This is a genomic window from Acinetobacter sp. NigerLNRRAM0016, assembly GCF_054112845.1.
Genome location: NZ_JBSYVT010000024.1, coordinates 24,406 through 48,446, shown reverse-complemented (window position 1 = coordinate 48,446; position 24,041 = coordinate 24,406). Strand labels below are relative to the sequence as shown.

Sequence of the window (24,041 nt, the reverse complement as noted above, 5' to 3'; positions counted from 1 at the left end):
GAAATACACGGCAATAAAAAAGCACTGGTTCTCCCAATGCTTCTTAAAGTCGAAATCGGCATCACTGTAATGGTGAGCGAGTGATTTCATTCAGCTCTTTGCGGCTATAACCTCGAGAGGCTAAAACACGTTTAATACCAATAATGACATCGTCATCTGTGGCTTGAGCAAGAGCCTTTAACAGTTGTTCATCTGTTTTGCATGAGCAATCGTTCTCGACACACGCGATTTGATTTTTATGCTCATTCAACTGCTGCGGTGCAGCAAACAATTTTTGCCAAAAACTCATAGAGCCTTCATTCATGAATAACATAGAACGAAATATAGTCAATTCTGTAAATAATGCAAGACATCATGAGTGATAAAAGCAGCAGTTAAACACGCAAATTTTCAATCATAAGCGGTTAAATGAACGGTTTTATGACAAGGATGAAATTAAGGTGAATTTAAATGCTTTATTTCAAATAAAAATCCTCAAGTTATTGTTTTAAATAGCTTGAGGATAAAGTTTAGACGAATAAAAAATTCTTACAATTTTTCCAGTAACACACCAGATTCAACATGATGGGTATAAGGGAATTGATCGAATAAAGCAAAACGTGTGGCTTTGTGGGTTTGCGTCAGCAGCTTCAAATTGTCATGTAAGGTATCTGGATTACATGAAATATAGATGATGCGTTCAAAGCGTTGCAATAGTTTCAGCGTTTCATCATCAATACCTGCACGCGGTGGATCGACAAATACGGTATCAAAATCATAACTGCTGATCTCAATCTGTGCTTCTTGCAAGCGTCTAAATTCACGTTCAGCATTATAGGCTTGAGTAAACTCTTCCGCAGACAGTCGCGCCACCTGAATGTTATCAATGTTATTTTGTTCAATATTCCATTGTGCAGCGTAAACAGATGATTTTGCTAATTCTGTGGCTAGTACACGATTGAAGCGGGTAGACAATGGCAGGGTAAAGTTACCATTTCCACAATAGAGTTCTAATAAATCTTTAGAAGATTGCTCTGCGGCATCGCAAGCCCATTCCAGCATTTTTTGGCAGACTTGTGCATTGGGTTGGGTAAAGCTGCTTTCAATTTGTTTGTACTGATATTTACGCTCAAAAACTTGCAGTTCTTCAACCACAAACTCATCAGACAGCACAACTTTTTGTCCGCGACTACGACCAATAATTTTGATCTTGAGTTTTGCAGCCAACTGTTTGGCTAAGGCTTGCCATTGTTCATCAAGAGGGCAGCGATAAATCAGTGAAACCAGCATTTCACCTTTTAAGGTCGCCAAAAAGTGAACTTCAAATAAGCGTTTCGATAATGCTTCATCACTTTTTAGTTCTGCCAAGAGTACAGGCATGAGTTGATTAATGCTGGCATCAGCAATTGGAAACTCATCAATACGAATCACTTGTTTTTGTTGTTGTTCATCGCGTTCAAACATGGCATAGAACATATCGTCATCAGTATGCCAAATTCGAAATTCTGCACGCATACGAAAATGTTGTTCTGGAGATGCGAACACCGCAAGAGATGGGGGATTGAATTCGGCAAATTGCGCAGAAATACGTTCAACTTTGGCATCAAGTTGTTGCTGATAAGATGAAGTCATATGCAGTCAAAAATTATAAAACGTAGAAAACAGGGATGGTAACAAAGTTTACTGAAGAAGACTAAGCGAATTCAGCAACTTCGAATGAAAATCTAGAGAACTGGGTTACAGTTGGAACAATACAGAGAAAATTTGCTTCTCTTAAATAAAAAGAAACCAAGCCATTAGACCAGTAATGGCTTGGTAAGGGAAATTTATACCCCTAACAGGATGCTTTTAAATCTTAGTTCAAGGTCATCAAGCTGGCATTACCACCTGCAGCAGCAGTGTTAATACTGATTGCACGCTCAATCACAAGACGCTCAACAGGAATTTCTTGTTCAGCAGGTTGTAAATGAGTGATACCGACAATTGCACCTGGACGCTGTGCGACAGTGCTTTGCAATTCAAGTACTTGAGTCGTTGTACCATGGTGCAGAATCGCATCAAAATCACCAGTTGCAATGCTTTGGATCACTTTGAATTGTTGTGCAACTGCTTTTGGCATAGTCGACATGTGTTTCAATGCAAATACATTGTCAGCAAGTACGGCCGCTTTGCTACCTACAGCAAAAATTGCGTTCAATTGAACCAATTGGTCTTGTTCTTGCTCAGCAAGAGACAATACGCAGTGACGTGCAACAATTGTATATTGGTTGCTTTCACCAGTAGGACCATTTAATTCATACACTTGACCAGAAGCAAGCGCAGGAACTTGAGGTAATTTCACTTGTGGGAACTGTTTTTTCACCCAAGCGCTGAACTGTGCGTACACTTCATTTTTCGGCGCAGCTTGTAATACTTTACCTACCGCAAATGGCGTACTTAATTGTTTCGCGCTGCATTCTTGCATTAAACGGTAAAGGTATAACGGACCACCCGCTTTCGGACCAGTACCAGACAAGCCTTCACCACCAAAAGGTTGTACGCCAACCACAGCACCAACGATGTTACGGTTGATGTATAAGTTACCCACTTCAGAGGTGTTCATTACCGTGTTGATGGTTTCATCAATACGTGTATGTAGACCCATGGTTAAGCCGTAGCCTTTCGCATTGATTTGATCCACTACAGATTTCACATTACCTTGCGGGTAACGGATCACGTGTAATACAGGACCAAAGACTTCACGCTCAAGGTCGTTTAAGTTTGGTAATTCAATCAATGTCGGTGGAATGAATGTACCTTGAGTCAAGCTTGCATCAGCAGCATCGTTACGCATGAACTGGTGCACTGCATAGCCTTTACCACGCATTTTTTGAATGTGGTTTTGGATATTGGTTTGTGCTTCAGCATCAATGACTGGACCGATGTCAGTTTTTAACAATGCAGGGTTACCTACATTTAACTGTTGCATCGCGCCTTTCAACATGCGGATTACGCTTTCAGCATTGTCTTCTTGTACGCAAAGGATACGAAGTGCAGAACAACGTTGACCAGCACTGTCATAAGCCGAGTTCACAACATCTAGAATAACTTGTTCAGTTAATGCAGATGAGTCAACGATCATGGCATTTTGACCACCAGTTTCCGCAATTAACGGAATAGGTTGACCATTGGTACCTAAGCGTTTAGCAACAGTCTTCTGAAGAATTTTTGCAACTTCAGTAGAACCTGTGAACATAATGCCTTGGATGCGTGGGTCAGCACTTAATTGCGCACCAACAGTTTCACCACGACCTGGAATTAACTGCACAACTGCTTCTGGTACACCTGCTTCCCAAAGCATTTGGATCGCTAAAGATGCAATAAGCGGAGTTTGTTCAGCTGGTTTTGCAATAACGGTGTTACCTGCAACAAGTGCAGCAGAAATCTGACCGCTGAAGATTGCCAATGGGAAGTTCCATGGGCTAATACACAATACTGTACCTAATGACTCAATTTGAGCATTAGTCGCTAAGTTTGCGCATTGTGCAGCGTAGTAACGAAGGAAATCTACTGCTTCACGTACTTCCGCAATCGCATTGGCATAAGTCTTACCACTTTCACGGCATAACAACACCATCAACTCTTGGATACGGCTTTCCATAATGTCGGCAGCACGGTTTAAACATGCAGCACGTTCATTTTTCGGTGTATTGACCCAAGCTGCTTGAGCATTTGCAGCATTTGTTAATGCTAGGTTTACGTGTTCAGCGGAAGCTTCTTTAACAGAACCAACTTTGTCGCTATGTACAGCAGGGTTGATCACAGCAACTTCGGCTGCAGCCGTAATTTCAGCTAAACCAGGACCCATTGATTCAGCAGCCCATTGTTGCGACATCAGGCTTTGAACTTTTTTGTCCAAGCTTAATAATTCGCTATCATTTGCTAAATCTACACCAGAAGAGTTTTGACGTAATACGCCATATAAATTCTGTGGTAATGGAATAGCAGGGTGTTTTAAGCCAACTGCTTTTTCTTGTTTCGCAGAAGTTAAGATCGATTCACGTGGGTTTTCGATCAGGTCTTGAATTTTCAAGCTCTTATCAGCAATACGGTTTACAAATGATGTGTTTGCACCATTTTCAAGTAAACGACGTACTAAGTATGCCAATAAAGTTTCATGCGTACCTACTGGTGCATAAATACGGCAAGGGATATCCAATTTATTTTCAGATTTTGGACCAACCACTTGTTCGTATAAAGGCTCACCCATGCCGTGTAAGCATTGGAATTCGTATTGACCAACGTAATATTTCGCAGGATCAGCCAATTCGTAAATTGTCGCTACAGTTTGAGCATTATGTGTCGCAAACTGAGGGTAAATTTGCTCTGGAGCAGCCAATAATTTTCGTGCACATGCGATATAAGACAAGTCTGTATGTACTTTACGAGTAAATACAGGGTAGTCCGTCATACCTTCAATTTGTGCTTTCTTGATTTCGCTATCCCAGTATGCACCTTTCACCAATCGGATCATTAGGCGTTTGTTACTGCGTTTCGCTAGGTCAACAATATAATCTACAACGTAGAAACAACGTTTTTGGTACGCTTGAATAACAAAGCCGATACCTTTCCAATCTGCCAATTCAGGCTCAAAGCAAAGACGCTCTAAAAGCTCTAGAGAAAGTTCTAAACGCTCAGATTCTTCCGCATCAATGTTTAAACCAATGTTGTAGCCTTTCGCCAAACGTGCGAGTTCAAGAACTTTGCTATAAAGTTCGTTGTGTACACGTTCAGTTTGAGAACGTTGGTAACGCGGGTGTAACGCAGAAAGTTTGATCGAGATACCAGGACCGCTATAAACGTCTTTGTCTTTAGATGCTTGACCAATTGCATGAATCGCATTGGTGTAGTCATCATAATAACGCTCAGCATCATGATCAGTTAACGCTGCTTCACCCAACATATCGTATGAATAGCGGAAACCTTTGTCTTCAAGACGTTCAGCATTGCTTAATGCTTCTTTAATGGTTTCGCCAGTAACGAACTGTTCACCCATCATGCGCATTGCAACGTCAACGGCTTTACGAATGATGCCACGGCCACTACGAGCGATTAAACCAGTTAACATGCTAGAAAGGCTTGCTTGCTTTGGTGTATCCATGAGCATGCCTGTTAACATTAAGCCCCACGCAGCGGCATTAACGAACATCAGGTTGCTTTGACCAACGTGATCTTTCCAGTTACCTTGGTTAATTTTGTCACGGATTAATAAATCACGTGTGGCAGTATCAGGAATACGTAATAACGCTTCAGCAAGGCACATGAGCGCAATACCTTCTTGAGAAGATAAAGAGAATTCTTGTAATAGGCCTTGTACGATACCTGCTTTACCTGCAGAACTTTTACGCTCACGTAAAGTGTGTGCAAGGTTAAATGCTAGATCTTGAATACGTGTATTCAATTCATCTGAAATTTTGCTATGCTCAAGTAGATTTTCAACACATTCAGATTCGGCACGGCGCCAAGCGGTGTTGATCTCTGTTTCGTAAGCGGTCTTTTCTTTGAAAAGTGTAATATAGTCTTGATGAGGTTTATTTTCATCAATAGAGGAGATGATCGTATTCATGCCAACTTCCTGTGACTGAAAAGATTGAGTTAAGCAAATTGCCGTATATAATTAATCATCACAGAAATAAACCCGAATAACTCACTATACTTTACCTTATTTTTAGAGATTAATTCAGATGTCTGGCCAAATTTTATCGCTTGATCGAACGGATATTAAAATTTTAGATATTCTGCAGAACGATGGACGAATATCGAATATTAAATTGGCTGAAGAGGTGAATCTATCTCCTACGGCTGTGCTTGCAAGGGTACAGAAGCTAAGCAAAGATGGATTTATTCTTGGTTACGAGGCCAAATTGAATGCAGCGATGCTGAATTCAAATTTTGTGGTCTTTGTAGAGATTTTACTCGATAAAACGACGCCAAATGTATTAGATGAGTTCTGCGAGGCTGTGATGCAGTATCCAGAAATTGTTGAATGTCATATGACCAGCGGTGGTTTTGATTTTGTGGTGAAGATTCGCTGCGCGAATATGGAAGAGTTTCGTAAAATTTCGGGGCAGGTACTGTGGCAGTTACCGGGTATTAAAGAAACCCGAAGCTATCCGGTGATGGAAGTCATTAAAGAAAGCGCGAAGCTAAATTTAAAGATTAAAAAGGGTAGATAACAATAAAGGGGCATGAAGCCCCTTTATTGATTCAAGCAAAGCCCAATTATTTGTTCTTTAACTCAGCCATTTCACTCTTATAGAAAGCATCAGCTTTTTCAAAACGCTCTACGACATCTTTCTCTGGTTCTTTGCCAAGTAAGCTCACCACGACAATGCTGATGAATGACAAGATAAAGCCAGGGATAATTTCGTACACGCCAGTGTAGCCCATGATGTTTTTCCATGCGATTACAGTTACTGCACCAACCAGAATACCTACAATTGCACCGTTGAGCGTCATACGCTTCCAGAACAAAGACAAGATAATTAATGGACCAAATGCAGCACCAAAACCAGCCCAAGCATATGCAACTAAGCCTAATACTTTACTGTCTGGGTTTTGTGCAATCGTAATTGCAAGAATAGCAATAGACACAACCATCAAACGACCGATCCAAACCAACTCTTTTTGAGATGCATTTTTACGGATGAATGATTTGTACAAATCTTCAGTAAGCGTACTTGAACAAACTAAAAGCTGGCAGCTTAACGTACTCATTACCGCTGAAAGAATTGCTGCAAGAATGATACCTGCGACCCATGGGTTAAATAAGATTTTATTTAATTCCATGAAAATAGTTTCAGGGTTTTTAGTCACAACAGCCGCAAATTCTGGATGTTGTTGGAAGTAAGCGATACCGACAAAACCAGCACCAACTGCACCACCTAAACATAAAATCATCCAAGCCATACCAATGCGGCGTGCAGCAGGGATAGTTCTTACAGAATCAGCCGCCATGAAGCGCACTAAAATATGTGGTTGACCAAAATAGCCTAAGCCCCATGCCATTGAAGATAAAATAGCAACAGTACTTAAACCTTCAAGCATGTTCATTGCTTGTGGGCGAGCCGCTTCGAGCAATACACCAAACTGTTGGCTATGGTCATCAATTGCAAGGTAAGTGATCACTGGCATTAACAATAAGGCAAAAATCATTAAGCCTGCTTGGAAAGTGTCAGTCCAACTTACTGCAAGGAAGCCACCGATACATACATAAGAAATTGTTGCAAGAGCGCCAATCCAAAGTGCAGTAGAGTAGTCCCAGCCGAATAAGCTTTCGAATAAACGAGCGCCAGCCACCATGCCTGATGCACAGTAAATAGCAAAGAAGATAAGAATTACGAATGCGGAGATGATTCGTAAAATACGTTTTTTATCGCCAAAACGACCAGTGAAATAATCTGGTAATGTGAGCGCGTTATTTTGGAATTCAGTATGAACACGTAAACGTCCTGCAACCAAAAGCCAGTTTAACCATGCGCCGATAATTAGACCAATGGCAATCCATGCTTCAGAGAGACCAGAGAGATAAATTGCTCCTGGTAAACCCATAAGCAACCAGCCACTCATATCAGATGCACCTGCTGAAAGAGCAGTTACAACGCTTCCAAGACTACGTCCACCCAAAATGTAGTCAGAGAAATCTGAAGTTGCCTTATAGGCATATAGGCCAATACCGACCATTGCGATAATGTAAAAAATAAAGGTGATTAATGTAGGGTTCACTTGACTCATATGCCCATCCTTTGTCCTAAAACCATCTATCCATCTATCTGAGATGATTTTTTGAGCTGCAATAGCGAGGAGCTGATTCAAACATAAAAGCAAAATTACTTACTGTTACATTTCTAGGGTGTTTGCAGTGATCTTGTGTAGCGAAATGTAATTTTGTTTACAAAACTAAAAATGACAAAAGAGATAAGTCAGTTTAAGTAATGTACGAAGTTTGCCTATATATTTCCATTTATAATGTGAACTTTCTATCAAAATGAATAAAAAATACTCAAATTAATAGTTGATTCCAAAACTTTAAATTATTGTTTACATAAGTTAACAATTTAAAGCTCAGGTAAATTAAAATAAATCTATATATTTCAATTTGATGTGGGTGGGAGGTCTCCGGAAAAAAAAGTTATTAAAAAATCAGTTCAAAAGTCACCTATTTACTGGATATTAAGGTGTTTGTTTTAATTGCTGGATTATTACTCTAAATTTGGCTGCCGAAGTCTCAATTCTCCTTTTTTTATTGTATTGATAGATCAAGAATATCTTGGAGTGATGAAATTACTTTCTTAATTATGCGCGCAATATAAGTCAGTGCTACATACATTTTATGTAAATGACTACGCCTAGAATCAAAGAATAAAGAAATGGCGTACTGAATACTCACTCAATAAATCTGTCAGAACAGCTAATTTTCAAATGACACATAAGTAGACAGGTTTGTGCTGATTTCATTATATAATGCTGCTTTAATTCTTTAGGAAAGCCTGCTGATGCTGAATAAGCTTAAAAATGTATTTAAAAGCTCTAAAGCGAAAGAGGAAGAAGCTTATTTGCTGGAGCATGCGATCCAGTTTGATCCAGAGCAGGGCTATATTGTCGATGGTGTAATTCTGAATCAGGAGCTTTCCGAACGTTTGGAGTTTTATTCCAATCGACGCTTAAAGAAGTTTGATGACCTACAAGCACTTTACTATGCCGCCATGCTGATCAATGAAAAAATAGATTTGGAAATTGCCCAACAGAAATTTGTTGCAAGTTTAGGCAATACCGAAGAGAATCTTGTGCAGTTTAAGCGAATTGTCCAAAAGCTGAATGACTATTACCGCAACTTTATTCGAGAAAAATAGGGTTAACTATATATAGCTATTTATAGTGTGCTCAACTGCAATAATTTTAGTAATCGATTAAAGAGACTTTCACTTATTCTAGGCTTAGCAGCAGTATAAAAATTTTCTTGGCTTTTAGCCTCATGTTAAGATTGTAAGCAAGTGACTTATCTCTAAAAGCGATCTACATGTTCCAACAAGAAATTGCTCAACTTAATCTGTCTAAATTGAAAGCAGGTGACAAACGCTGGATCGGACAATTACAAGGTTCAGCTGCTGCACTATTATTTAAAGAAATTTCAAAACAACATCAACAACTATTTATATTGGTTGCTCGCAATAGTCAGCATTTGGCTCAATTAGAAAGTGAGCTTGAGTTTTATGGCGTAAAGCCGACTATTTTCCCAGATTGGGAAATCTTACCTTATGATCGCTTATCACCTCATCAAGATATTGTCTCAGAGCGATTAGCAATTTTATCCAATATGCCACAGCAAGGTGTATTGTTGGTTTCAGCTTCTACATTAGCACAACGTGTTGCACCAACTTCGTGGGTACTTGGTGAGCATTTTGATATTCACGTCGGACAAAAATATGATATCGAGAAGCAAAAACTGCGACTGATTCAGGCAGGCTATCATTTAGTCGATACGGTTTATGATCATGGTGAGTTTGCTGTTCGCGGCAGCATCATGGATATTTTTGCTTCAGGACAAAATGCACCAATACGAATTGACCTTTTCGATGATGAAATTGAAAGTCTGAAGTTCTTTGATCAAGAAACGCAGCGTACCACACAAAATCTAGAAAAATTTAGTGTACTTCCTGCAAAGGAGTTTCCATTAAAAGAAGGGCGTTCTGTATTTAGAGATCGCTACGCAGAAAGTTTTCCAACAGCCAATCCGAAAAAGAATCCAATTTATCAAGATGTATTAGAAGGGATTGCTTCGCCAGGGATTGAGTTTTATTTGCCATTGTTTTTTGAAAAAGCACTGATGCAAAGCCAAAGTACCTTGATGGCGTATTTACCAGCGAATGGCATTGTCATTACAGACAATGGACTGGATGAAGGGTTGGAAAACTTCTGGAAAGAAGTAATGCGTCGTTATGAAGACCGTCGGCATAATGTAGATCATCCAATTTTGCCGCCCGATGACTTGTTCCTCGCGCCAAATTTAGTATTGGAACAGATTAATAAGTTTGCACGTGTAATTGCTTCATCGGAAGAGGCTGAAGAGCGTGCGGGTGCCATAAATCTAGATGCTGAAATTCCTCCACGTTTGGCGGTCGATCCTAAGCAAGAAAAGCCTTTTGCAGCTGTTAAAAAGTATTTGGATGAGGTCAATCATCCAGTACTACTGGTTGCTGAAAGTGCAGGTCGACGCGAAACTTTAAAAGATGCTTTACGCCCATTTTTAGGTGATATTCCAAGCGTAGAAAGCTTTGCTGATTTTCAGCAGTCTTTGCAGGCAATTGCCATTACCAATGCACCACTTGACCGTGGCTTGGTTATCCGTGATCAATTAAGTGTAATTTCAGAAAATCAGTTATATGAACATCGTGTTGTGCAGCGACGTCGTAAACGCCAGCAGGAGGTTTCAGAAGAATTTCTTATTAAGAGTTTGACTGAACTGAGTATTGGTGCACCTGTGGTACATATTGATCAAGGTGTTGGGCGCTATGCAGGCTTAATCACGCTCAGTATTGATGATCAAGAGCATGAGTTTTTGCAATTAGACTATGCAGATGCGGCAAAAGTTTATGTACCAGTGACCAATCTGCATTTAATCAGTCGCTACAGCGGTGGTGATCCCGATCTTGCGCCATTACATAAACTCGGGACTGATGCTTGGAATAAAGCCAAACGTAAGGCCTTGGAACAAATCCATGATGTCGCGGCGGAGTTGTTGCATATACAGGCACGACGCCAATCTAAACCCGGCATCAGTTTTGAATTGGATCATAGCTTATATATGCAGTTTGCCAGTGGCTTTGCTTATGAGGAAACGCTGGATCAAGCCAATGCAATTGAAGCGACTTTGCATGATATGCAATTAGCAAAACCTATGGATCGTCTGGTCTGTGGTGATGTAGGCTTTGGTAAAACTGAAGTGGCGATGCGTGCCGCTTTTGTTGCCGTACAAAATAACAAGCAAGTCGCAGTCTTAGTGCCAACCACGCTATTGGCGCAACAACATTATGAATCATTCAAAGACCGTTTTGCCGATTGGCCTGTTCGAATTGAAGTTTTATCACGTTTTGGTTCAAGTAAAACCCATCTTAAAACTATCGAAGATTTGGCTGATGGTAAGGTCGACATTGTGGTCGGTACGCATAAAATTCTGCAAGAAAACGTGCAATTCAAAAATCTGGGTTTAATGATTGTAGATGAAGAACATCGTTTTGGTGTGCGCGACAAAGAACGTATTAAGGCTATGCGTGCAGATGTGGATATGCTGACTTTGACCGCGACACCAATTCCACGAACACTGAATATGGCATTTAGTGGTATGCGTGATCTTTCGATTATCGCGACGCCGCCAGCACGACGTTTAGCAGTAAAAACCTTTGTCCAAGAACATACGGCAGAGTCGGTTAAAGAGGCGATTCTGCGTGAGTTGCTACGTGGCGGACAAGTTTACTTTCTGCACAATGAAGTCGAAACCATTGAAAGAGCTGCGGAAAGTCTTCGTGAACTGGTGCCAGAAGCACGTGTCGCTGTTGCGCATGGGCAAATGCGTGAACGTGAACTGGAACAGGTCATGCAACAGTTCTACCATAAGGAATACAACGTCTTGGTGTGCTCAACCATTATTGAAACAGGGATTGATGTGCCAAACGCCAATACCATTTTAATTGAACGTGCTGATAAACTGGGTTTAGCACAACTGCATCAGTTACGTGGTCGTGTTGGGCGTTCTCATCATCAGGCTTATGCGTATTTACTAGTCCCTTCATTAAAAGGGCTGAAGGGTGATGCGGAAAAACGTCTTGATGCGATTCAGCGTGCCGCGACTTTGGGTGCGGGCTTTATGTTGGCAACCGAAGATTTGGAGATTCGCGGAGCGGGAGAGTTGTTGGGTGAACAGCAAAGCGGTTCCATGCAGGCGATTGGTTATAGCTTGTATATGGAGATGCTGGAAAAAGCCACCAAAGCCATTCAAAAAGGCAAAACACCTAACTTTGATGCACCATTGTCCTTAACGGCCGAAATCAACTTACACATGCCGGCTTTAATTCCAGATGAATATTTGGGGGATGTGCATCAGCGTTTGTTGTTTTATAAACGTATCAGTAATACCGATACTCAAGAGAAGCTAGACAATATTCGCATGGAATTGATTGATCGTTTTGGTATTCCACCGCAACCAGTGAAGCAATTATTTGCAGTGCATCAGTTACGCCTAAAGGCAGAGATGTTGGGAATTACCAAAATTGATATTAATACCAATGGCGGCTATATCGAATTTTCTCAAGACACGCCTGTCCAAGCCATGAGCATCATTAACATGATGCAAAAGCACCCGACCTTCTTCCGTATGGAAGGTGGGCAGCGGTTGAAAGTCATGGTCATGTTGGAAGATTTTCAAAAAAGAATACAATTTATCAATGATTTACTGGAAAACTTGATCAAAGAGTTGAATTAGGCCAGTAAAGTCACTTCTTTGGCTTGACTTTCAAAAAGTTAGATTGGAATGATAGCCAAAGAAGCAATTGATTTATTTAGAAAAATTATTAAAGTGCTAAATGTGATCGAGTTCAAGTCAAATAGTATTTTATTTGTAATGAAACACCTTTTAGAGAATACTCAGCTCTAGTTTGATGTGATAGTATTAACCATCATTCTAATTTTGCATCATTTATAAAGATATGTTTAGTTTGCATCCACAACTTGCTCAAGATACGTTTTTTGTAGGCGATTTTCCGCTTTCTACATGTCGTTTAATGAATGATATGCAGTTTCCTTGGCTCATTCTTATTCCACGTGTTCCAGGTGTGACTGAATTATATGAATTAAGTCAGGCAGATCAGGAACAGTTTTTACGTGAATCAAGTTGGTTGTCTAGCCAGTTGGCACGTGTATTCCGTGCGGACAAAATGAATGTTGCTGCTCTAGGTAATATGGTACCTCAGTTACATTTTCATCATGTAGTTCGTTATCAAAACGATGTGGCATGGCCTAAACCAGTTTGGGGCACACCAGCAGTTCCATATACCAATGAAGTTCTAGCGCATATGCGTCAGACATTAATGCTTGCTTTACGTGGTCAAGGTGATATGCCATTTGACTGGCGCATGGATTAATCCCAGTAAATCATTTGTTTATGGATGAATTGTGATTAGATTCGGGTTCTGGAGTAGGTAGTGCTTTCATTAAGCAATTGGATAGATAGAGACCCTAAGCATTTTGAATATCTTCATCGGATGATGGGATATGCAATGCTATCTTTACTTTTAGTTGTTTATCACTACACATCGCCAGAAACCAAGTATCAGATTTATGTTCCAATATTATTTGCGAGTGTGGCATTAATTTTGCCAAAGCTTTCTGGTTGGTTGGAATTTAAGTTTGGTTATCACGCAAAGCGGAATACATTATTTGCAATAGATGTCATCGTCATTGCAGTAATGTTATCGGCAGTGCATTTAAGTCTTGTGCTGACCTTTACAGCAATATTCGCAATACTTTTTTCCTCAATCAACACCAAAGTTTCATTTTTCTCAGCCATGCTCACCTGTGTGTTTGGGGTTACTGTTTTCTATTTCAGCAATATTTTCATTTTTGGTTTTGGTGAGTATTTTGAACATACCTCAGCAGAGCTGACGGTACTTTCTTTTTTGTGCTTAATTACCTATTTTGGTGTGGGCATTATTTATCAAAGTCGTCGAATCCGTTATATCCACTCCAAGCGCGAATATTATTATAATCAAATGAATCGCTATATGGAGTTTGCTAATCAGCTTAGTCGTTATGCGCCTTTGCAGCTTTGGCAGTCAATCATGAAGGGTGAGTCTGAAGCCAAGATTGAATATAAACGTAAAAAAATGACCGTTTTTTTCTCAGATATTCAGGGTTTTACTGAACTGTCTGAAACGCTGATTCCTGATGATCTTGCTTATTTACTGAATGACTATTTAAGTCATATGACCGAAATTGCCAAACAATATGAAGGTACAGTTGATAAGTTCATGGGGGATGCCATCCTGATTTTCTTTGGTGATCCAAATACGCAGGGTGTAGAGCAAGATGCAAAAACCTGTGTAGAAATGGCGATGGTCATGCGCCAGCAAATGAAATTGTTACGTGAACGCTGGATTAAAATGGGTTATCCACCTTTACATATTCGTATGGGAATCAGTACAGGGTATTGCCACGTTGGAAACTATGGCGCAGCACACCGAATGGCATATACCATCGTAGGGCGTGATGCGAATTTAGCAGCACGCTTACAAAGTGCAGCAGCGGTAGATGAAATTTTAATTTCTGACGATACTTATAATTTAATTAAAAGTGATTATTTGTGTGCCCCAAAATCTCCAATTTATCTTAAAGGGATTCAAGGTCCTGTAAGAACTTGGCAGGTGATGGAGAAATATACCTCGCAGAAAACGGATTATCAGCGTTGGTTTGATTATGAATACAAAGGTTTCCATCTATTGTTAAATCTAGATGAAGTCCAGAATTTTGAATATCCAGAACTCATTACTGTACTAGACAAGATGATTAAGCGGATTCAAACCCAGCAGAAGCTTACCAACTCGCAGGGTATTGTGAAGCTTAAACTGGAAGATGAAGTCATTCAGTCTGTTGAAAATACCCATACGCATTAAATTAGATAATACAAAAACTGATGGTTAATCGCTGAGCTAATTTTAGTTGTAAAAAAAACCACGCCATTGCGTGGTTTTTTATAGTCTCTGCTTAGTGACTTTCTGAAGCATGGTTGATGGTGTATTTTGGAATCTCGATTTCAAGATCTTCATCTACAATTGCAACTTGGCATGAAAGGCGTGAGTCGGGTTCTAGACCCCAAGCACGATCTAACAAATCAGCTTCAACATCGTTCATTTCTTCAAGGCTGTCAAAACCTTTGCGTACGATCACGTGACAAGTCGTACACGCACAAGACATATCACAAGCATGTTCAATTTTGATTTTATTTTTCAATAAGCTTTCACATAAGTTTGCATTTTTCTCAACTTCAAACTCAGCACCTTCTGGACAGAATTGCGCATGTGGAAGTACTTTAATACGTGGCATAATCTTTACCTTAATTAGTTTGAGTTTGACCAGTCTTCGAGTTTAGTGCCTTTTAATGCAGCATCAATATGTTGATTCATACGTAATGCAGCAAAATTGTCACTGTGTATTTTAAGCTGTTCTACGGCTTGTTCAATAGCTTTTAGATCATCACCTTGCAGCTGAGTCTCAAGATGAGCTTTAGCAGTATTGAGTTGATCCTGTTGCTCAGGGTTGAGAAGGTGAGTATCAACCTTTAAAGCTTGAACCAACGCTTCGAGTTCGCGCTGCGCTTCTACTTTGGTTTCTTGCAAGTGACGAAGGTTTTTGTCTTCTTCAGCATATTTAAAACCATCAAGAAGCAGGCGTTCAGTATCTGATTCAGATAAACCATAAGATGGTTTAATGTCAATTTGTGCATGCACACCAGAAGTAGTTTCTTTGGCAGCAACCGTCAGTAAACCATCTGCATCGACTTGGAACGTGACTTCAATACGTGCCTGACCAGCCGTCATTGGCGGAATACCATGTAGGACAAAACGACCTAAGCTACGACAATGTTCAACCAAATCACGTTCACCTTGAACTACATGAATCAGCATCGCTGTCTGACCATCTTGATAGGTGGTAAATTCTTGGCGACGAGCTACAGGGATTGCAGTATTACGAGAAATCAGACGTTCAACCAAGCCACCCATGGTTTCAAGTCCAAGTGAAAGTGGCGTCACATCAAGAAGCAATGAACCATCTTTGGAATTGCCAATCAGTTGATTTGCAGTAATCGATGCGCCAATTGCAACAACTTCATCTGGGTTGATGGTGCACAGGGGTTCTTGATTGAATACGGTTTGTACTGCTTTTTGTACCGCATACGAACGGGTAGAACCACCAACCAACACTACATTTTGAATGTCATCAAGTTCGAGTTTTGCATCGCGCATGACACGTTTACAAACACTAATGGTTTTATCGAGTGCTACTTGGATAATAGATTCAAAAGTCGGGCGGTCAAGCTGAACTGATTGCTCTAGTAGTTTGAGTTCAACTTCAGTCTGATCTGTTAAAGCTTCTTTGGCCTTACGTGCTGCAACAACAAAGTGTGCATATTCTGCATCATCAAGATGTTCAATGTTCAGTTGTTTTTTTGCCCATTTTACAATGAGTCGATCAAGATCATCACCACCGAGTGCGGTATGACCACCTGTTGCAAGAACTTCGAATACGCCTTGTGAGAAACGAAGAATAGAAACGTCGAAAGTGCCGCCACCTAAATCGTAAATGACATAGTTGCGATCAGTCTCTAAATTGGTTTCTTGGTCTAAGCCATAAGCCACGGCTGCTGCTGTTGGCTCATTCAATAAGCGAAGCACATTTAACCCAGCAAGTTGAGCGGCATCACGCGTTGCTTGGCGTTGAGCTTCATCAAAATATGCAGGTACAGTAATGACTGCGCCATTGACTGGATTTTTTAGACTTTCTTCAGCACGATCTTTCAGTTGCTTTAAAATTTCTGCAGAGATTTCAACAGGGGTTTTACGACCTTGAGCTATTTCAAATGCAGGCATTTGATGATCTTCACCCACAAGTGTGTAGGGGTGTTGGAATTTGATGTCAGCCTTGGAGCGTCCCATGAATCGTTTTACGGAAACAATCGTATTTTTAGGATCGGCTGTAATAAATGGTTTTGCATCATCACCATAATGGGTCTGATTGCTAGTGTAATGAACGATAGAAGGAAGTAACACTCGACCTTGTTCATCGTTAAGAACTTTGGCTTTCCCTGAAAGCACAGTTGCGACTAAAGAGTGGGTTGTGCCTAAGTCAATTCCAATCGCGATACGGTGTTCATGAGGTGCACTTGATTGCCCCGGTTCTGCAATTTGCAAAAGTGCCATGCGTTACATCCTTTGAGCAGCAAAATTTAAAAAATTAGAAATCATCATCAAGATCGAAGCTGTCGTCATCCAGAAAACGATCTTCAGCCTTATCAATATCGAGCATGACTTTTTGAAAGAAACGTAATTTCCTTACGGTGTCACGTGCTTCAGACCAATCTTCGTCAGCATAATCAATCTTGAATTCGCGAACCAAGCCATCAATCCATTGCGACACTTCTTTTTTGAGTGAAAGAAGATCATCTGTTGAAGCAGCGTCATCGAGTTGTTCACGTATTTCGAGTGCAGATTGTAGAAACTCAAAATCACTAATTGACTGGTCTAAATGATAATCTTGCTTTTTGAGTGCTAACAAATATCCAGCACGACTATCCACATGCGATAAAACTTTGAATGCTTGATTAATTTCACTGGATTTAATCAGGGCTTGATCTTTATCTTCGGCTTTATCGGGGTGATATTGTTGCTGCAGTTTTAAAAATTCACTTTTTAAACTTGCTAAATCAATATCGAGCGCTACTGGAAGGTTAAACAACTCAAAATGATTCATGGAAGATGGGATCCGCAATTATTTCATGTAAATATATAGAATTAAAACAGTGTAAAGACACTGTTTTAATAGATGCAGGCAATGGGAAGATTAAACAGTGAAAGATTCACCGCAACCACATTCGCCTTTTTTGTTCGGGTTGTTAAACTCGAAGCCTTCATTCAAACCATTTTTAACATAGTCCATTTCCATACCATCGAGATAGACTAAGCTTTTCGGGTCAACAAAGACTTTAACACCGAACTGTTCAAACATTTGGTCATGGGTATCAACTTCATCAACGAATTCGAGTACATATGCCAAGCCTGAACAGCCAGAAGTTTTCACACCAACGCGAATACCTTCACCCTTACCGCGATTCTTTAAGTAATTGCTGATATGAGTTGCAGCATTTTCAGTTAAATTGATCATGAAAACTCCGTTATTTCTTCACTAATCTTGAAACAATTAAGCTTTAGTTTGCTTGTTGCGATAGTCTTCAACAGCAGCTTTAATTGCATCTTCTGCAAGTACAGAGCAGTGAACTTTTACAGGTGGAAGTGCAAGTTCAGTTGCAATATCAATGTTTTTAATCGCTTGAGCTTGGTCTAAAGTTTTACCTTTTAACCACTCAGTTACTAAAGAGCTTGATGCAATTGCAGAACCGCAACCATAAGTTTTGAAGCGAGCTTCTTCAATTACACCTTCGTCGTTAACTTGGATTTGGAGGCGCATTACATCGCCACAAGCTGGCGCGCCAACCATACCAGTACCAACATTTTCAGCGTTTTTGTCTAAAACACCTACATTACGAGGGTTTTCGTAATGATCAATTACTTTTTCACTATATGCCATGATGCTTCTCCAAACCTCGGGGTCAGCGTTAATATTAATATGGGGTTAAATTCGGTTTTATCAATGAGATCACTGGTCATGATCTCATTGAAAGAAAAGAATTAGTGTTCAGCCCATTCGACTGTAGAAAGGTCGATACCTTCTTTATACATATCCCAAAGCGGAGAAAGTTCACGTAACTTATCAACGGCAGCTCGGGTCACGCTTAACACATGATCAATATCTTCTTCAGTAGTGTATTTACCAAAGCTGAAGCGGATTGAACTGTGTGCCAATTCGTCAGAAAGACCTAATGCACGAAGTACATAAGATGGTTCTAAAGTTGCAGATGTACATGCAGAACCTGAAGAAACAGCTGCATCTTTAAGTGACATCATTAATGATTCACCCTCAACAAAGTTGAAGCTGACATTCAGGTAGTTGGCAACGTTTTGAGTCGGGTGACCGTTAAGGAATACCTGCTCAAGATCTTGTAAACCGTTCCAAAGTTTGTCGCGTAGTCCGCGTAAGCGAGTTTGTTCAGCAACCAGGTTTTTGCCTGCGAGTTCAAATGCTTCACCCATACCCACGATTTGATGCGTTGGTAAGGTACCAGAACGCATGCCACGCTCATGACCACCACCGTGCATTTGTGCTTTTAAGCGCACACGTGGGCTACGACGCACAAATAATGCACCAATACCTTTAGGGCCATAGATTTTGTGAGCAGAGAAACTCATTAAGTCTACTTTTAAAGTAGAAAGATCAATTTCAACTTTACCCGCAGCTTGTGCAGCATCAACATGGAAGAAAATTTTGTTTGCACGCGTGATTTCGCCAATTGCAGCAACATCAGTTACTGTACCAATTTCATTGTTTACCATCATGAGGGAAACAAGAATAGTGTCTGGGCGAATGGCAGCTTGAACCATTTCAGGTGTAATTAAACCTGTTTGCGGTAAAGGCTCAAGGTAAGTAATTTCAAAACCTTCCGACTCTAATTCGCGGCAAGTATCTAAAATTGCTTTATGTTCGATTTTACTGGTGATGATATGCTTACCTTTAGAAGCATAAAATTGAGCTACACCTTTTAATGCTAGGTTGTCAGACTCAGTTGCACCAGAAGTCCACACGATTTCGCGCGGGTCTGCTTTAATTAAATTCGCAACTTGTTCGCGTGCGTATTCAACTTTCTCTTCAGCTTGCCAACCATATGCATGCGAGCGAGAAGCTGGGTTACCAAAAGTACCTTCGAAAGTTAAACATTCCATCATGCGTTCTGCAACTTGAGGGTCTACAGGGGTGGTTGCTGCATAATCAAGATAAATCGGACGTTTCATTTCAAATACTACCTGTAACCGATAAAAGGGCTGAATCAAATGATGCTGTGTTTTGACGAATGGCAACGGTTTGTACGTTGTCGCGAGCTACAAGATCAGCAAGAGTGATTTTAGCGAGATAATCGGCAATGTGGTGAGAGAGTTCTTGCCATAAATCATGAGTGAGACACATTGCACCATTTTGACAGTTGCCTTTATGGTCACAACGAGTTGCATCTACAGTTTCATTTACAGCTTCAATAATTTCTAACACAGTGATGTCTTCAGCATTGCGCGCAAGGTGATAACCACCATTTGCACCGCGAACACTAGAAACTAGACCATGACGTTTGAGCTTGGCAAAAAGTTGCTCAAGATACGCAACGGAAATAGTTTGGCGAGCTGCAATTTCGGCTAGTGTGATCGTTTGTTCAGTAGGCTGCAAAGCTAGATCAAGTAGAGCAGTCACCGCGTAGCGACCGCGAGTTGTTAAGCGCATGATTCGATACACATGTTTAGACTAGATGTGTAGATTCTATGAATCCTGACTAAAATAGTCAAGTTTTTTTAAGACCATTTATTTTGTTTTAATTAATAATAAAAATAGTGATTTATGAAAGCCAAACATTATACACAAATAAAGCAATAAGAAGTACTGTGGTTACAAAAAAGGCAGTATTAATGCGCTTTTGCTTTTGTTCTAGGCGGCGAATGCGATTTTTATATTGTTTTACCTCAACTTGAAGCGAATTAATTTTAGAGCGTTGTTGGTCAATCTTCTCTAAAAGTGGCGCAACACGTTTATTAGAAGAGGTGATGTTCTGCTCATCATCGTCAGGTTGTAAGAACCACTGTTTCCAATCGGCAAGGATTTTCGGGGCGCTAAATAGCAACACCAAATCACGGAATTCATCTTTTAGAACAATATCACCATCGATACGCATGGTTTTAATGCTGCGTCGATTCGCAAATACGAAAATTTTGACCAGATCCATGAGCGTAGTTCTGACATCCAGATCTACAGGCTTCTCGGGGGCTTTGGTGTCAAATAAAACGCCATGTTCATTAAACTGCACATAAAAGTCGAAATAAGGAACATAGCTATTAATTTTAATCGCAATTTTTTGTTCAATAAATTTTTTGGCTTGTAGTGCAACAACGGGATCGCGTTTAACAATAAAAGTAAAAATTGTTTCTAAAACAATCATGGATGTTGTCAGCAACAAATGTGGTTGATTTTGTCTTTGTTGCGAATCGCTCATAAAACCTAATCCTTGCGGTAAACAAACTGTCCTATCTCATTGTATGTGTTTGAGGACTGAAATAAATTGCGTATTAAACCTGCTTTGTAGAACAGTTTTGCAAATCGATCAAGTGTTAAGTTTGCTATTATGAGTTTATTTATACGGTTGTTGCATGAATGGGACAGAAAATAAGCTGGAGTAGCTCAAATGAATAAAACGACAAAAACAGAGCATAATGATGATGAAATGTCTGTGTTGGATGATGAGCAAAAGGTTCGTATCCGTCATCGATCAAAATCAGGGCTAGATTTTAGAAAATACACCAAGCAAATTTGGCTTGCTGGTTTGGGTGCTTTTTCGCGTGCGGAAGAAGAAGGCAATAAATTATTTGACTCTTTGGTTAAAGTGGGTGAAGAACTTGAATCAAAAACTACAGAAATTGCAGACCAAACGGTCGAAAAAGTTTCAGAAAAAGCCAAAGAGTCGGTCGTTGATACTAAAGACAAGGTGGAGAAGTTGATTGATCACAGTGTGCATCACTCTTTAAATCGCATTGGTCTGGTGACAGCAAAAGATATTCAACATTTGGAAAGCTTGATTTTACAACTACATAGTAAGGTGGATGCTTTGATCATAGAAAATGATCAACTGAAAGCAAAAATTGATAAAAAATGACAGTTTTCGGAACTTTGCTATTTTTTCCGAGTTAATTTGCGATTAAATTTGTAGAAAAGCTCAAGAGGAGTATTGCGTTCTCCCCTAAAGCATTGCTATAAAGGCGTTATGGTAATTTAAACTATATCCTTGAACCTTAAATAAACGATATTAGAGGACTTCATCTTCATGAATAAATCAGAATTAATTGATGCAATTGCAGAAAAAGGGGGATTGTCTAAGACTGACGCAGGTAAAGCCTTAGACGCGACAATTGCTTCAATCACTGAAGCGCTTAAATCAGGTGATACAGTTACACTTGTTGGCTTCGGTACTTTCAATGTGAAAGAACGTGCTGCTCGTACTGGTCGTAACCCACAAACTGGTGCGACTCTTGAAATTAAAGCAAGCAAAGTTCCTAGCTTTAAAGCAGGTAAAGGTTTAAAAGATTCTGTAGCATAATCTTTTAATCATTTACCAAACGCGCCTTTTCGGCGCGTTTTTTATTAATAATGCTGATTTGATGTCTATATGCATTCATTCATATCAGCTTTTCGGGTAAAATGCGGCACAAATAAAATATTGGAATACTTATGGAATCTTTTCGTAAAGTTATTAAGGGCTGGTTGGGCAAAGTTTTGCTCATTTTGTTTTTGACCCCTTTAGCACTTGTAGGTATTGAAGGATATTTTAGTAGTGGTAAATCAAAAGATGCTGCCAAGACAGTAAACGGGCAAGAAATCAGCAATAAAGAACTGGATAATGCGACTAAATCTTATAGCCAGCAATATTTATCTTATGTGAATGGTGATGAAACTTTATTGAATCAATCGTTCATTAAGGAAAAGGCTTTAGAGTCGCTCATTGCACGTAACTTATTATTACAACAAGCAGAAAAGTTGGGTATTTCATTGAGCGATGCTCAAATTGAGCAAATGATTGCGCAACAACCGAGCTTGCAAGAAAATGGCAAATTTTCTGAAGCGCTTTATGCTAATTATTTAAAATCGGCGGGTTTAACCAGCCAGGCTTTAATTGAAAACTTACGTCAAGATCATGCATTAAAAATGATGACAGCCACGTTCATGGATTATGCATTGGTCAGCAAAGTCGATATTCAGCAAATTGCGAATCTACAAACGGAACAGCGTACAATTCATTTGGCAAGTATTAAGTTGGATGATTATAAGAAAGGTATTCAGGTCAGCCAGCAAGAAATTACTGATTACTATAACAAGCACAAAAATCAATTTAGACAAGTTGCCAGTGTAGATGTCGATTTTGTGGTCCTTAGCCCATCAAATCTTCCAGCTGCGAATGTACAGATATCAGACGCTGAATTACAACAGGCTTATGCTAAGTTTGTAGAAGCTGAAAAAGCAAAAGTTCAACCTCAGGTTAAACATATTTTGATTGCTGCGGATTCACGTTCAGATGCTGAAGCAAAAAAATTGGCTGATGAAGTGTCGGCAAAAATTAAAGCAGGTATGAGTTTTGCTGAAGCGGCGCAGAAATATTCAGATGATACTGCCTCTAAAAGTAATGGTGGTGTTATTGCAGCCTATGAAAAAGGCTTTTTTGGTAATGCATTCGACTCAGCTGTAGCGGCGTTAAAATCGGGTCAGATTTCTGCACCAGTAAAAACGCAATATGGTTATCACATCATTTCAGCAGAAGCGCCAGCAGTTAAATTACCAGCGTTTGAGATGGAAAAGCCACGTCTTATCGCTGAAGTGCAAAAAGCTAAATCTGCGAATGCATTTTCAGATACTGTTAACAACTTGAATGAAATGGTTGTTGGTAGTGATGCATTGGATACAGTTGCACAAGAAGTGAAAGGTGTTCAGGTTCAATCTGTTAAAGGTTTAACGTTGGGCATGCAGCATCCTGTTTTAAGTGAAGCAAATGTTAAGGCTAAACTGTTTAATGAGGATGTGAAGAATGGTGATCGTAATGTTTCAAGCAACATTCAATTGGCAAATGGTGATGTAGTTTGGGTGAAAGTACGTGATTACTATGCTGCGGGTGAGCAATCTTTAGCAGAAGCCAATGCACGTGTGAAAGCAAAAATTATTGAAGTTAAAGCTGCGGCTGCGGCTAAAGCGAAAATTCAAAAAGCATTGGATGAGTTTAAGACTCAACCAGCGGCAACAGTTGTTGCTAAAAATCAATTAAGTTTTGAAGATGCGGGTGTATTTACACGTTCACAAGGTTTAAAACGTCAGATTGAGCGAGCAGCTTTCAGTGTTCCTGCACCTAAAGCAGGCATGTGGTCTGTTTCGACTGCGTCTTTACCAAATGAATTTGTTGTGGTTGCAATTTCGAATGTAAATAAAACTGCTGCAAATGCATTGACGCCTGAACAATTGACAGAGTTGACTAAACTTTATCAGCAACTCCGTGGTCAGCAAGAGCTTGATGATTATACTCAATATTTAAAAAGCCAAGCGAAGATTAAATAAAATACGATAATAAA

The 24,041-nt window shown here is 39.9% G+C and carries 20 protein-coding genes; 8 read left to right on the top strand and 12 right to left on the bottom strand.

The features are described from left to right. Positions 1-61: 61 nt before the first annotated feature. The 3 genes from ACWQ4X_RS14125 to putA form a co-directional block, all read right to left on the bottom strand. Positions 62-289 carry a hypothetical protein gene (locus tag ACWQ4X_RS14125; RefSeq protein ID WP_026441170.1) on the bottom strand — a complete coding sequence of 76 codons (228 nt, stop codon included), beginning with the start codon at positions 287-289 and terminating at the stop codon, positions 62-64. Between the two features lie 239 nt (positions 290-528). Then, positions 529-1,611 (bottom strand): tRNA (uridine(54)-C5)-methyltransferase TrmA, encoded by a 1,083-nt coding sequence (trmA, locus tag ACWQ4X_RS14120; RefSeq protein WP_457904076.1) that lies wholly within the window; start codon positions 1,609-1,611, stop codon positions 529-531. Positions 1,612-1,834: 223 nt separating this feature from the next. Further along, positions 1,835-5,584: a trifunctional transcriptional regulator/proline dehydrogenase/L-glutamate gamma-semialdehyde dehydrogenase gene (putA, locus tag ACWQ4X_RS14115; protein WP_457904075.1), complete on the bottom strand. Its 3,750-nt coding sequence runs from the start codon at positions 5,582-5,584 to the stop codon at positions 1,835-1,837. Positions 5,585-5,702: 118 nt separating this feature from the next. On the opposite strand from putA, the gene ACWQ4X_RS14110 reads away from it, so the two are divergent. Then, complete coding sequence (locus ACWQ4X_RS14110) at positions 5,703-6,194, top strand: Lrp/AsnC ligand binding domain-containing protein (RefSeq protein WP_457904074.1); 492 nt, start codon at positions 5,703-5,705, stop codon at positions 6,192-6,194. A 46-nt stretch (positions 6,195-6,240) separates the two neighbouring features. Here the strand turns inward: ACWQ4X_RS14110 and putP are convergent, their stop codons facing one another. After that, complete coding sequence (putP, locus tag ACWQ4X_RS14105) at positions 6,241-7,752, bottom strand: sodium/proline symporter PutP (protein WP_457904073.1); 1,512 nt, start codon at positions 7,750-7,752, stop codon at positions 6,241-6,243. A 761-nt stretch (positions 7,753-8,513) separates the two neighbouring features. On the opposite strand from putP, the gene ACWQ4X_RS14100 reads away from it, so the two are divergent. From ACWQ4X_RS14100 to ACWQ4X_RS14085, 4 genes are all read left to right on the top strand, one after another. Then, on the top strand, positions 8,514-8,870 hold the full coding sequence (locus ACWQ4X_RS14100; RefSeq protein ID WP_457904072.1) for a hypothetical protein: 357 nt from the start codon (positions 8,514-8,516) through the stop codon (positions 8,868-8,870). Between the two features lie 167 nt (positions 8,871-9,037). Then, entirely contained in the window at positions 9,038-12,496 is a 3,459-nt protein-coding gene (gene mfd, locus ACWQ4X_RS14095; RefSeq protein WP_457904071.1) for a transcription-repair coupling factor, read from the top strand. 223 nt (positions 12,497-12,719) lie between these two features. Then, a complete protein-coding gene (locus ACWQ4X_RS14090; RefSeq protein WP_142768650.1) occupies positions 12,720-13,154 on the top strand; it encodes an HIT domain-containing protein in 435 nt (144 codons plus the stop codon). Positions 13,155-13,274: 120 nt separating this feature from the next. Next, positions 13,275-14,681, top strand: coding sequence for an adenylate/guanylate cyclase domain-containing protein (locus ACWQ4X_RS14085; RefSeq protein WP_457904083.1), 1,407 nt, complete (start codon positions 13,275-13,277; stop codon positions 14,679-14,681). A gap of 91 nt (positions 14,682-14,772) precedes the next feature. Here the strand turns inward: ACWQ4X_RS14085 and fdx are convergent, their stop codons facing one another. From fdx to ACWQ4X_RS14045, 8 genes are all read right to left on the bottom strand, one after another. Next, complete coding sequence (gene fdx, locus ACWQ4X_RS14080; protein ID WP_100241676.1) at positions 14,773-15,111, bottom strand: ISC system 2Fe-2S type ferredoxin; 339 nt, start codon at positions 15,109-15,111, stop codon at positions 14,773-14,775. A gap of 14 nt (positions 15,112-15,125) precedes the next feature. After that, a complete protein-coding gene (gene hscA, locus ACWQ4X_RS14075) occupies positions 15,126-16,985 on the bottom strand; it encodes a Fe-S protein assembly chaperone HscA (protein ID WP_457904070.1) in 1,860 nt (619 codons plus the stop codon). Positions 16,986-17,019: 34 nt separating this feature from the next. Next, a complete protein-coding gene (hscB, locus tag ACWQ4X_RS14070) occupies positions 17,020-17,535 on the bottom strand; it encodes a Fe-S protein assembly co-chaperone HscB (RefSeq protein ID WP_457904069.1) in 516 nt (171 codons plus the stop codon). 90 nt (positions 17,536-17,625) lie between these two features. Then, positions 17,626-17,946 (bottom strand): iron-sulfur cluster assembly protein IscA, encoded by a 321-nt coding sequence (iscA, locus tag ACWQ4X_RS14065; protein WP_100241673.1) that lies wholly within the window; start codon positions 17,944-17,946, stop codon positions 17,626-17,628. Positions 17,947-17,982: 36 nt separating this feature from the next. Next, entirely contained in the window at positions 17,983-18,369 is a 387-nt protein-coding gene (gene iscU, locus ACWQ4X_RS14060; protein WP_016166297.1) for a Fe-S cluster assembly scaffold IscU, read from the bottom strand. Between the two features lie 101 nt (positions 18,370-18,470). Next, positions 18,471-19,688 carry an IscS subfamily cysteine desulfurase gene (locus tag ACWQ4X_RS14055; protein WP_161933935.1) on the bottom strand — a complete coding sequence of 406 codons (1,218 nt, stop codon included), beginning with the start codon at positions 19,686-19,688 and terminating at the stop codon, positions 18,471-18,473. A gap of 1 nt (position 19,689) precedes the next feature. Continuing rightward, positions 19,690-20,166, bottom strand: coding sequence for an Rrf2 family transcriptional regulator (locus tag ACWQ4X_RS14050; RefSeq protein WP_100241671.1), 477 nt, complete (start codon positions 20,164-20,166; stop codon positions 19,690-19,692). Positions 20,167-20,278: 112 nt separating this feature from the next. Beyond that, positions 20,279-20,929: a hypothetical protein gene (locus ACWQ4X_RS14045; RefSeq protein WP_457904068.1), complete on the bottom strand. Its 651-nt coding sequence runs from the start codon at positions 20,927-20,929 to the stop codon at positions 20,279-20,281. Positions 20,930-21,157: 228 nt separating this feature from the next. On the opposite strand from ACWQ4X_RS14045, the gene ACWQ4X_RS14040 reads away from it, so the two are divergent. From ACWQ4X_RS14040 to ACWQ4X_RS14030, 3 genes are all read left to right on the top strand, one after another. Beyond that, positions 21,158-21,586, top strand: coding sequence for a phasin family protein (locus ACWQ4X_RS14040; protein ID WP_228715351.1), 429 nt, complete (start codon positions 21,158-21,160; stop codon positions 21,584-21,586). A 168-nt stretch (positions 21,587-21,754) separates the two neighbouring features. Next, positions 21,755-22,027, top strand: coding sequence for an HU family DNA-binding protein (locus ACWQ4X_RS14035; protein ID WP_004697018.1), 273 nt, complete (start codon positions 21,755-21,757; stop codon positions 22,025-22,027). A 131-nt stretch (positions 22,028-22,158) separates the two neighbouring features. Next, positions 22,159-24,027 carry a SurA N-terminal domain-containing protein gene (locus tag ACWQ4X_RS14030; protein WP_457904067.1) on the top strand — a complete coding sequence of 623 codons (1,869 nt, stop codon included), beginning with the start codon at positions 22,159-22,161 and terminating at the stop codon, positions 24,025-24,027. Positions 24,028-24,041 lie beyond the last annotated feature (14 nt).

What these genes read in the sequence shown, in the direction of transcription:
- hscA (WP_457904070.1), bottom strand. Translation starts at nt 16,985, where the DNA reads ATGGCACTTTTGCAAATTGCAGAACCGGGGCAATCAAGTGCACCTCAT.
- mfd (WP_457904071.1), top strand. Translation starts at nt 9,038, where the DNA reads ATGTTCCAACAAGAAATTGCTCAACTTAATCTGTCTAAATTGAAAGCA.
- ACWQ4X_RS14090 (WP_142768650.1), top strand. Translation starts at nt 12,720, where the DNA reads ATGTTTAGTTTGCATCCACAACTTGCTCAAGATACGTTTTTTGTAGGC.
- ACWQ4X_RS14045 (WP_457904068.1), bottom strand. Translation starts at nt 20,929, where the DNA reads ATGAGCGATTCGCAACAAAGACAAAATCAACCACATTTGTTGCTGACA.
- ACWQ4X_RS14085 (WP_457904083.1), top strand. Translation starts at nt 13,275, where the DNA reads ATGATGGGATATGCAATGCTATCTTTACTTTTAGTTGTTTATCACTAC.
- ACWQ4X_RS14055 (WP_161933935.1), bottom strand. Translation starts at nt 19,688, where the DNA reads ATGAAACGTCCGATTTATCTTGATTATGCAGCAACCACCCCTGTAGAC.
- ACWQ4X_RS14040 (WP_228715351.1), top strand. Translation starts at nt 21,158, where the DNA reads ATGTCTGTGTTGGATGATGAGCAAAAGGTTCGTATCCGTCATCGATCA.
- iscU (WP_016166297.1), bottom strand. Translation starts at nt 18,369, where the DNA reads ATGGCATATAGTGAAAAAGTAATTGATCATTACGAAAACCCTCGTAAT.
- iscA (WP_100241673.1), bottom strand. Translation starts at nt 17,946, where the DNA reads ATGATCAATTTAACTGAAAATGCTGCAACTCATATCAGCAATTACTTA.
- ACWQ4X_RS14035 (WP_004697018.1), top strand. Translation starts at nt 21,755, where the DNA reads ATGAATAAATCAGAATTAATTGATGCAATTGCAGAAAAAGGGGGATTG.
- hscB (WP_457904069.1), bottom strand. Translation starts at nt 17,535, where the DNA reads ATGAATCATTTTGAGTTGTTTAACCTTCCAGTAGCGCTCGATATTGAT.
- ACWQ4X_RS14110 (WP_457904074.1), top strand. Translation starts at nt 5,703, where the DNA reads ATGTCTGGCCAAATTTTATCGCTTGATCGAACGGATATTAAAATTTTA.
- ACWQ4X_RS14100 (WP_457904072.1), top strand. Translation starts at nt 8,514, where the DNA reads ATGCTGAATAAGCTTAAAAATGTATTTAAAAGCTCTAAAGCGAAAGAG.
- ACWQ4X_RS14050 (WP_100241671.1), bottom strand. Translation starts at nt 20,166, where the DNA reads ATGCGCTTAACAACTCGCGGTCGCTACGCGGTGACTGCTCTACTTGAT.
- ACWQ4X_RS14030 (WP_457904067.1), top strand. Translation starts at nt 22,159, where the DNA reads ATGGAATCTTTTCGTAAAGTTATTAAGGGCTGGTTGGGCAAAGTTTTG.
- trmA (WP_457904076.1), bottom strand. Translation starts at nt 1,611, where the DNA reads ATGACTTCATCTTATCAGCAACAACTTGATGCCAAAGTTGAACGTATT.
- fdx (WP_100241676.1), bottom strand. Translation starts at nt 15,111, where the DNA reads ATGCCACGTATTAAAGTACTTCCACATGCGCAATTCTGTCCAGAAGGT.
- putP (WP_457904073.1), bottom strand. Translation starts at nt 7,752, where the DNA reads ATGAGTCAAGTGAACCCTACATTAATCACCTTTATTTTTTACATTATC.
- putA (WP_457904075.1), bottom strand. Translation starts at nt 5,584, where the DNA reads ATGAATACGATCATCTCCTCTATTGATGAAAATAAACCTCATCAAGAC.
- ACWQ4X_RS14125 (WP_026441170.1), bottom strand. Translation starts at nt 289, where the DNA reads ATGAGTTTTTGGCAAAAATTGTTTGCTGCACCGCAGCAGTTGAATGAG.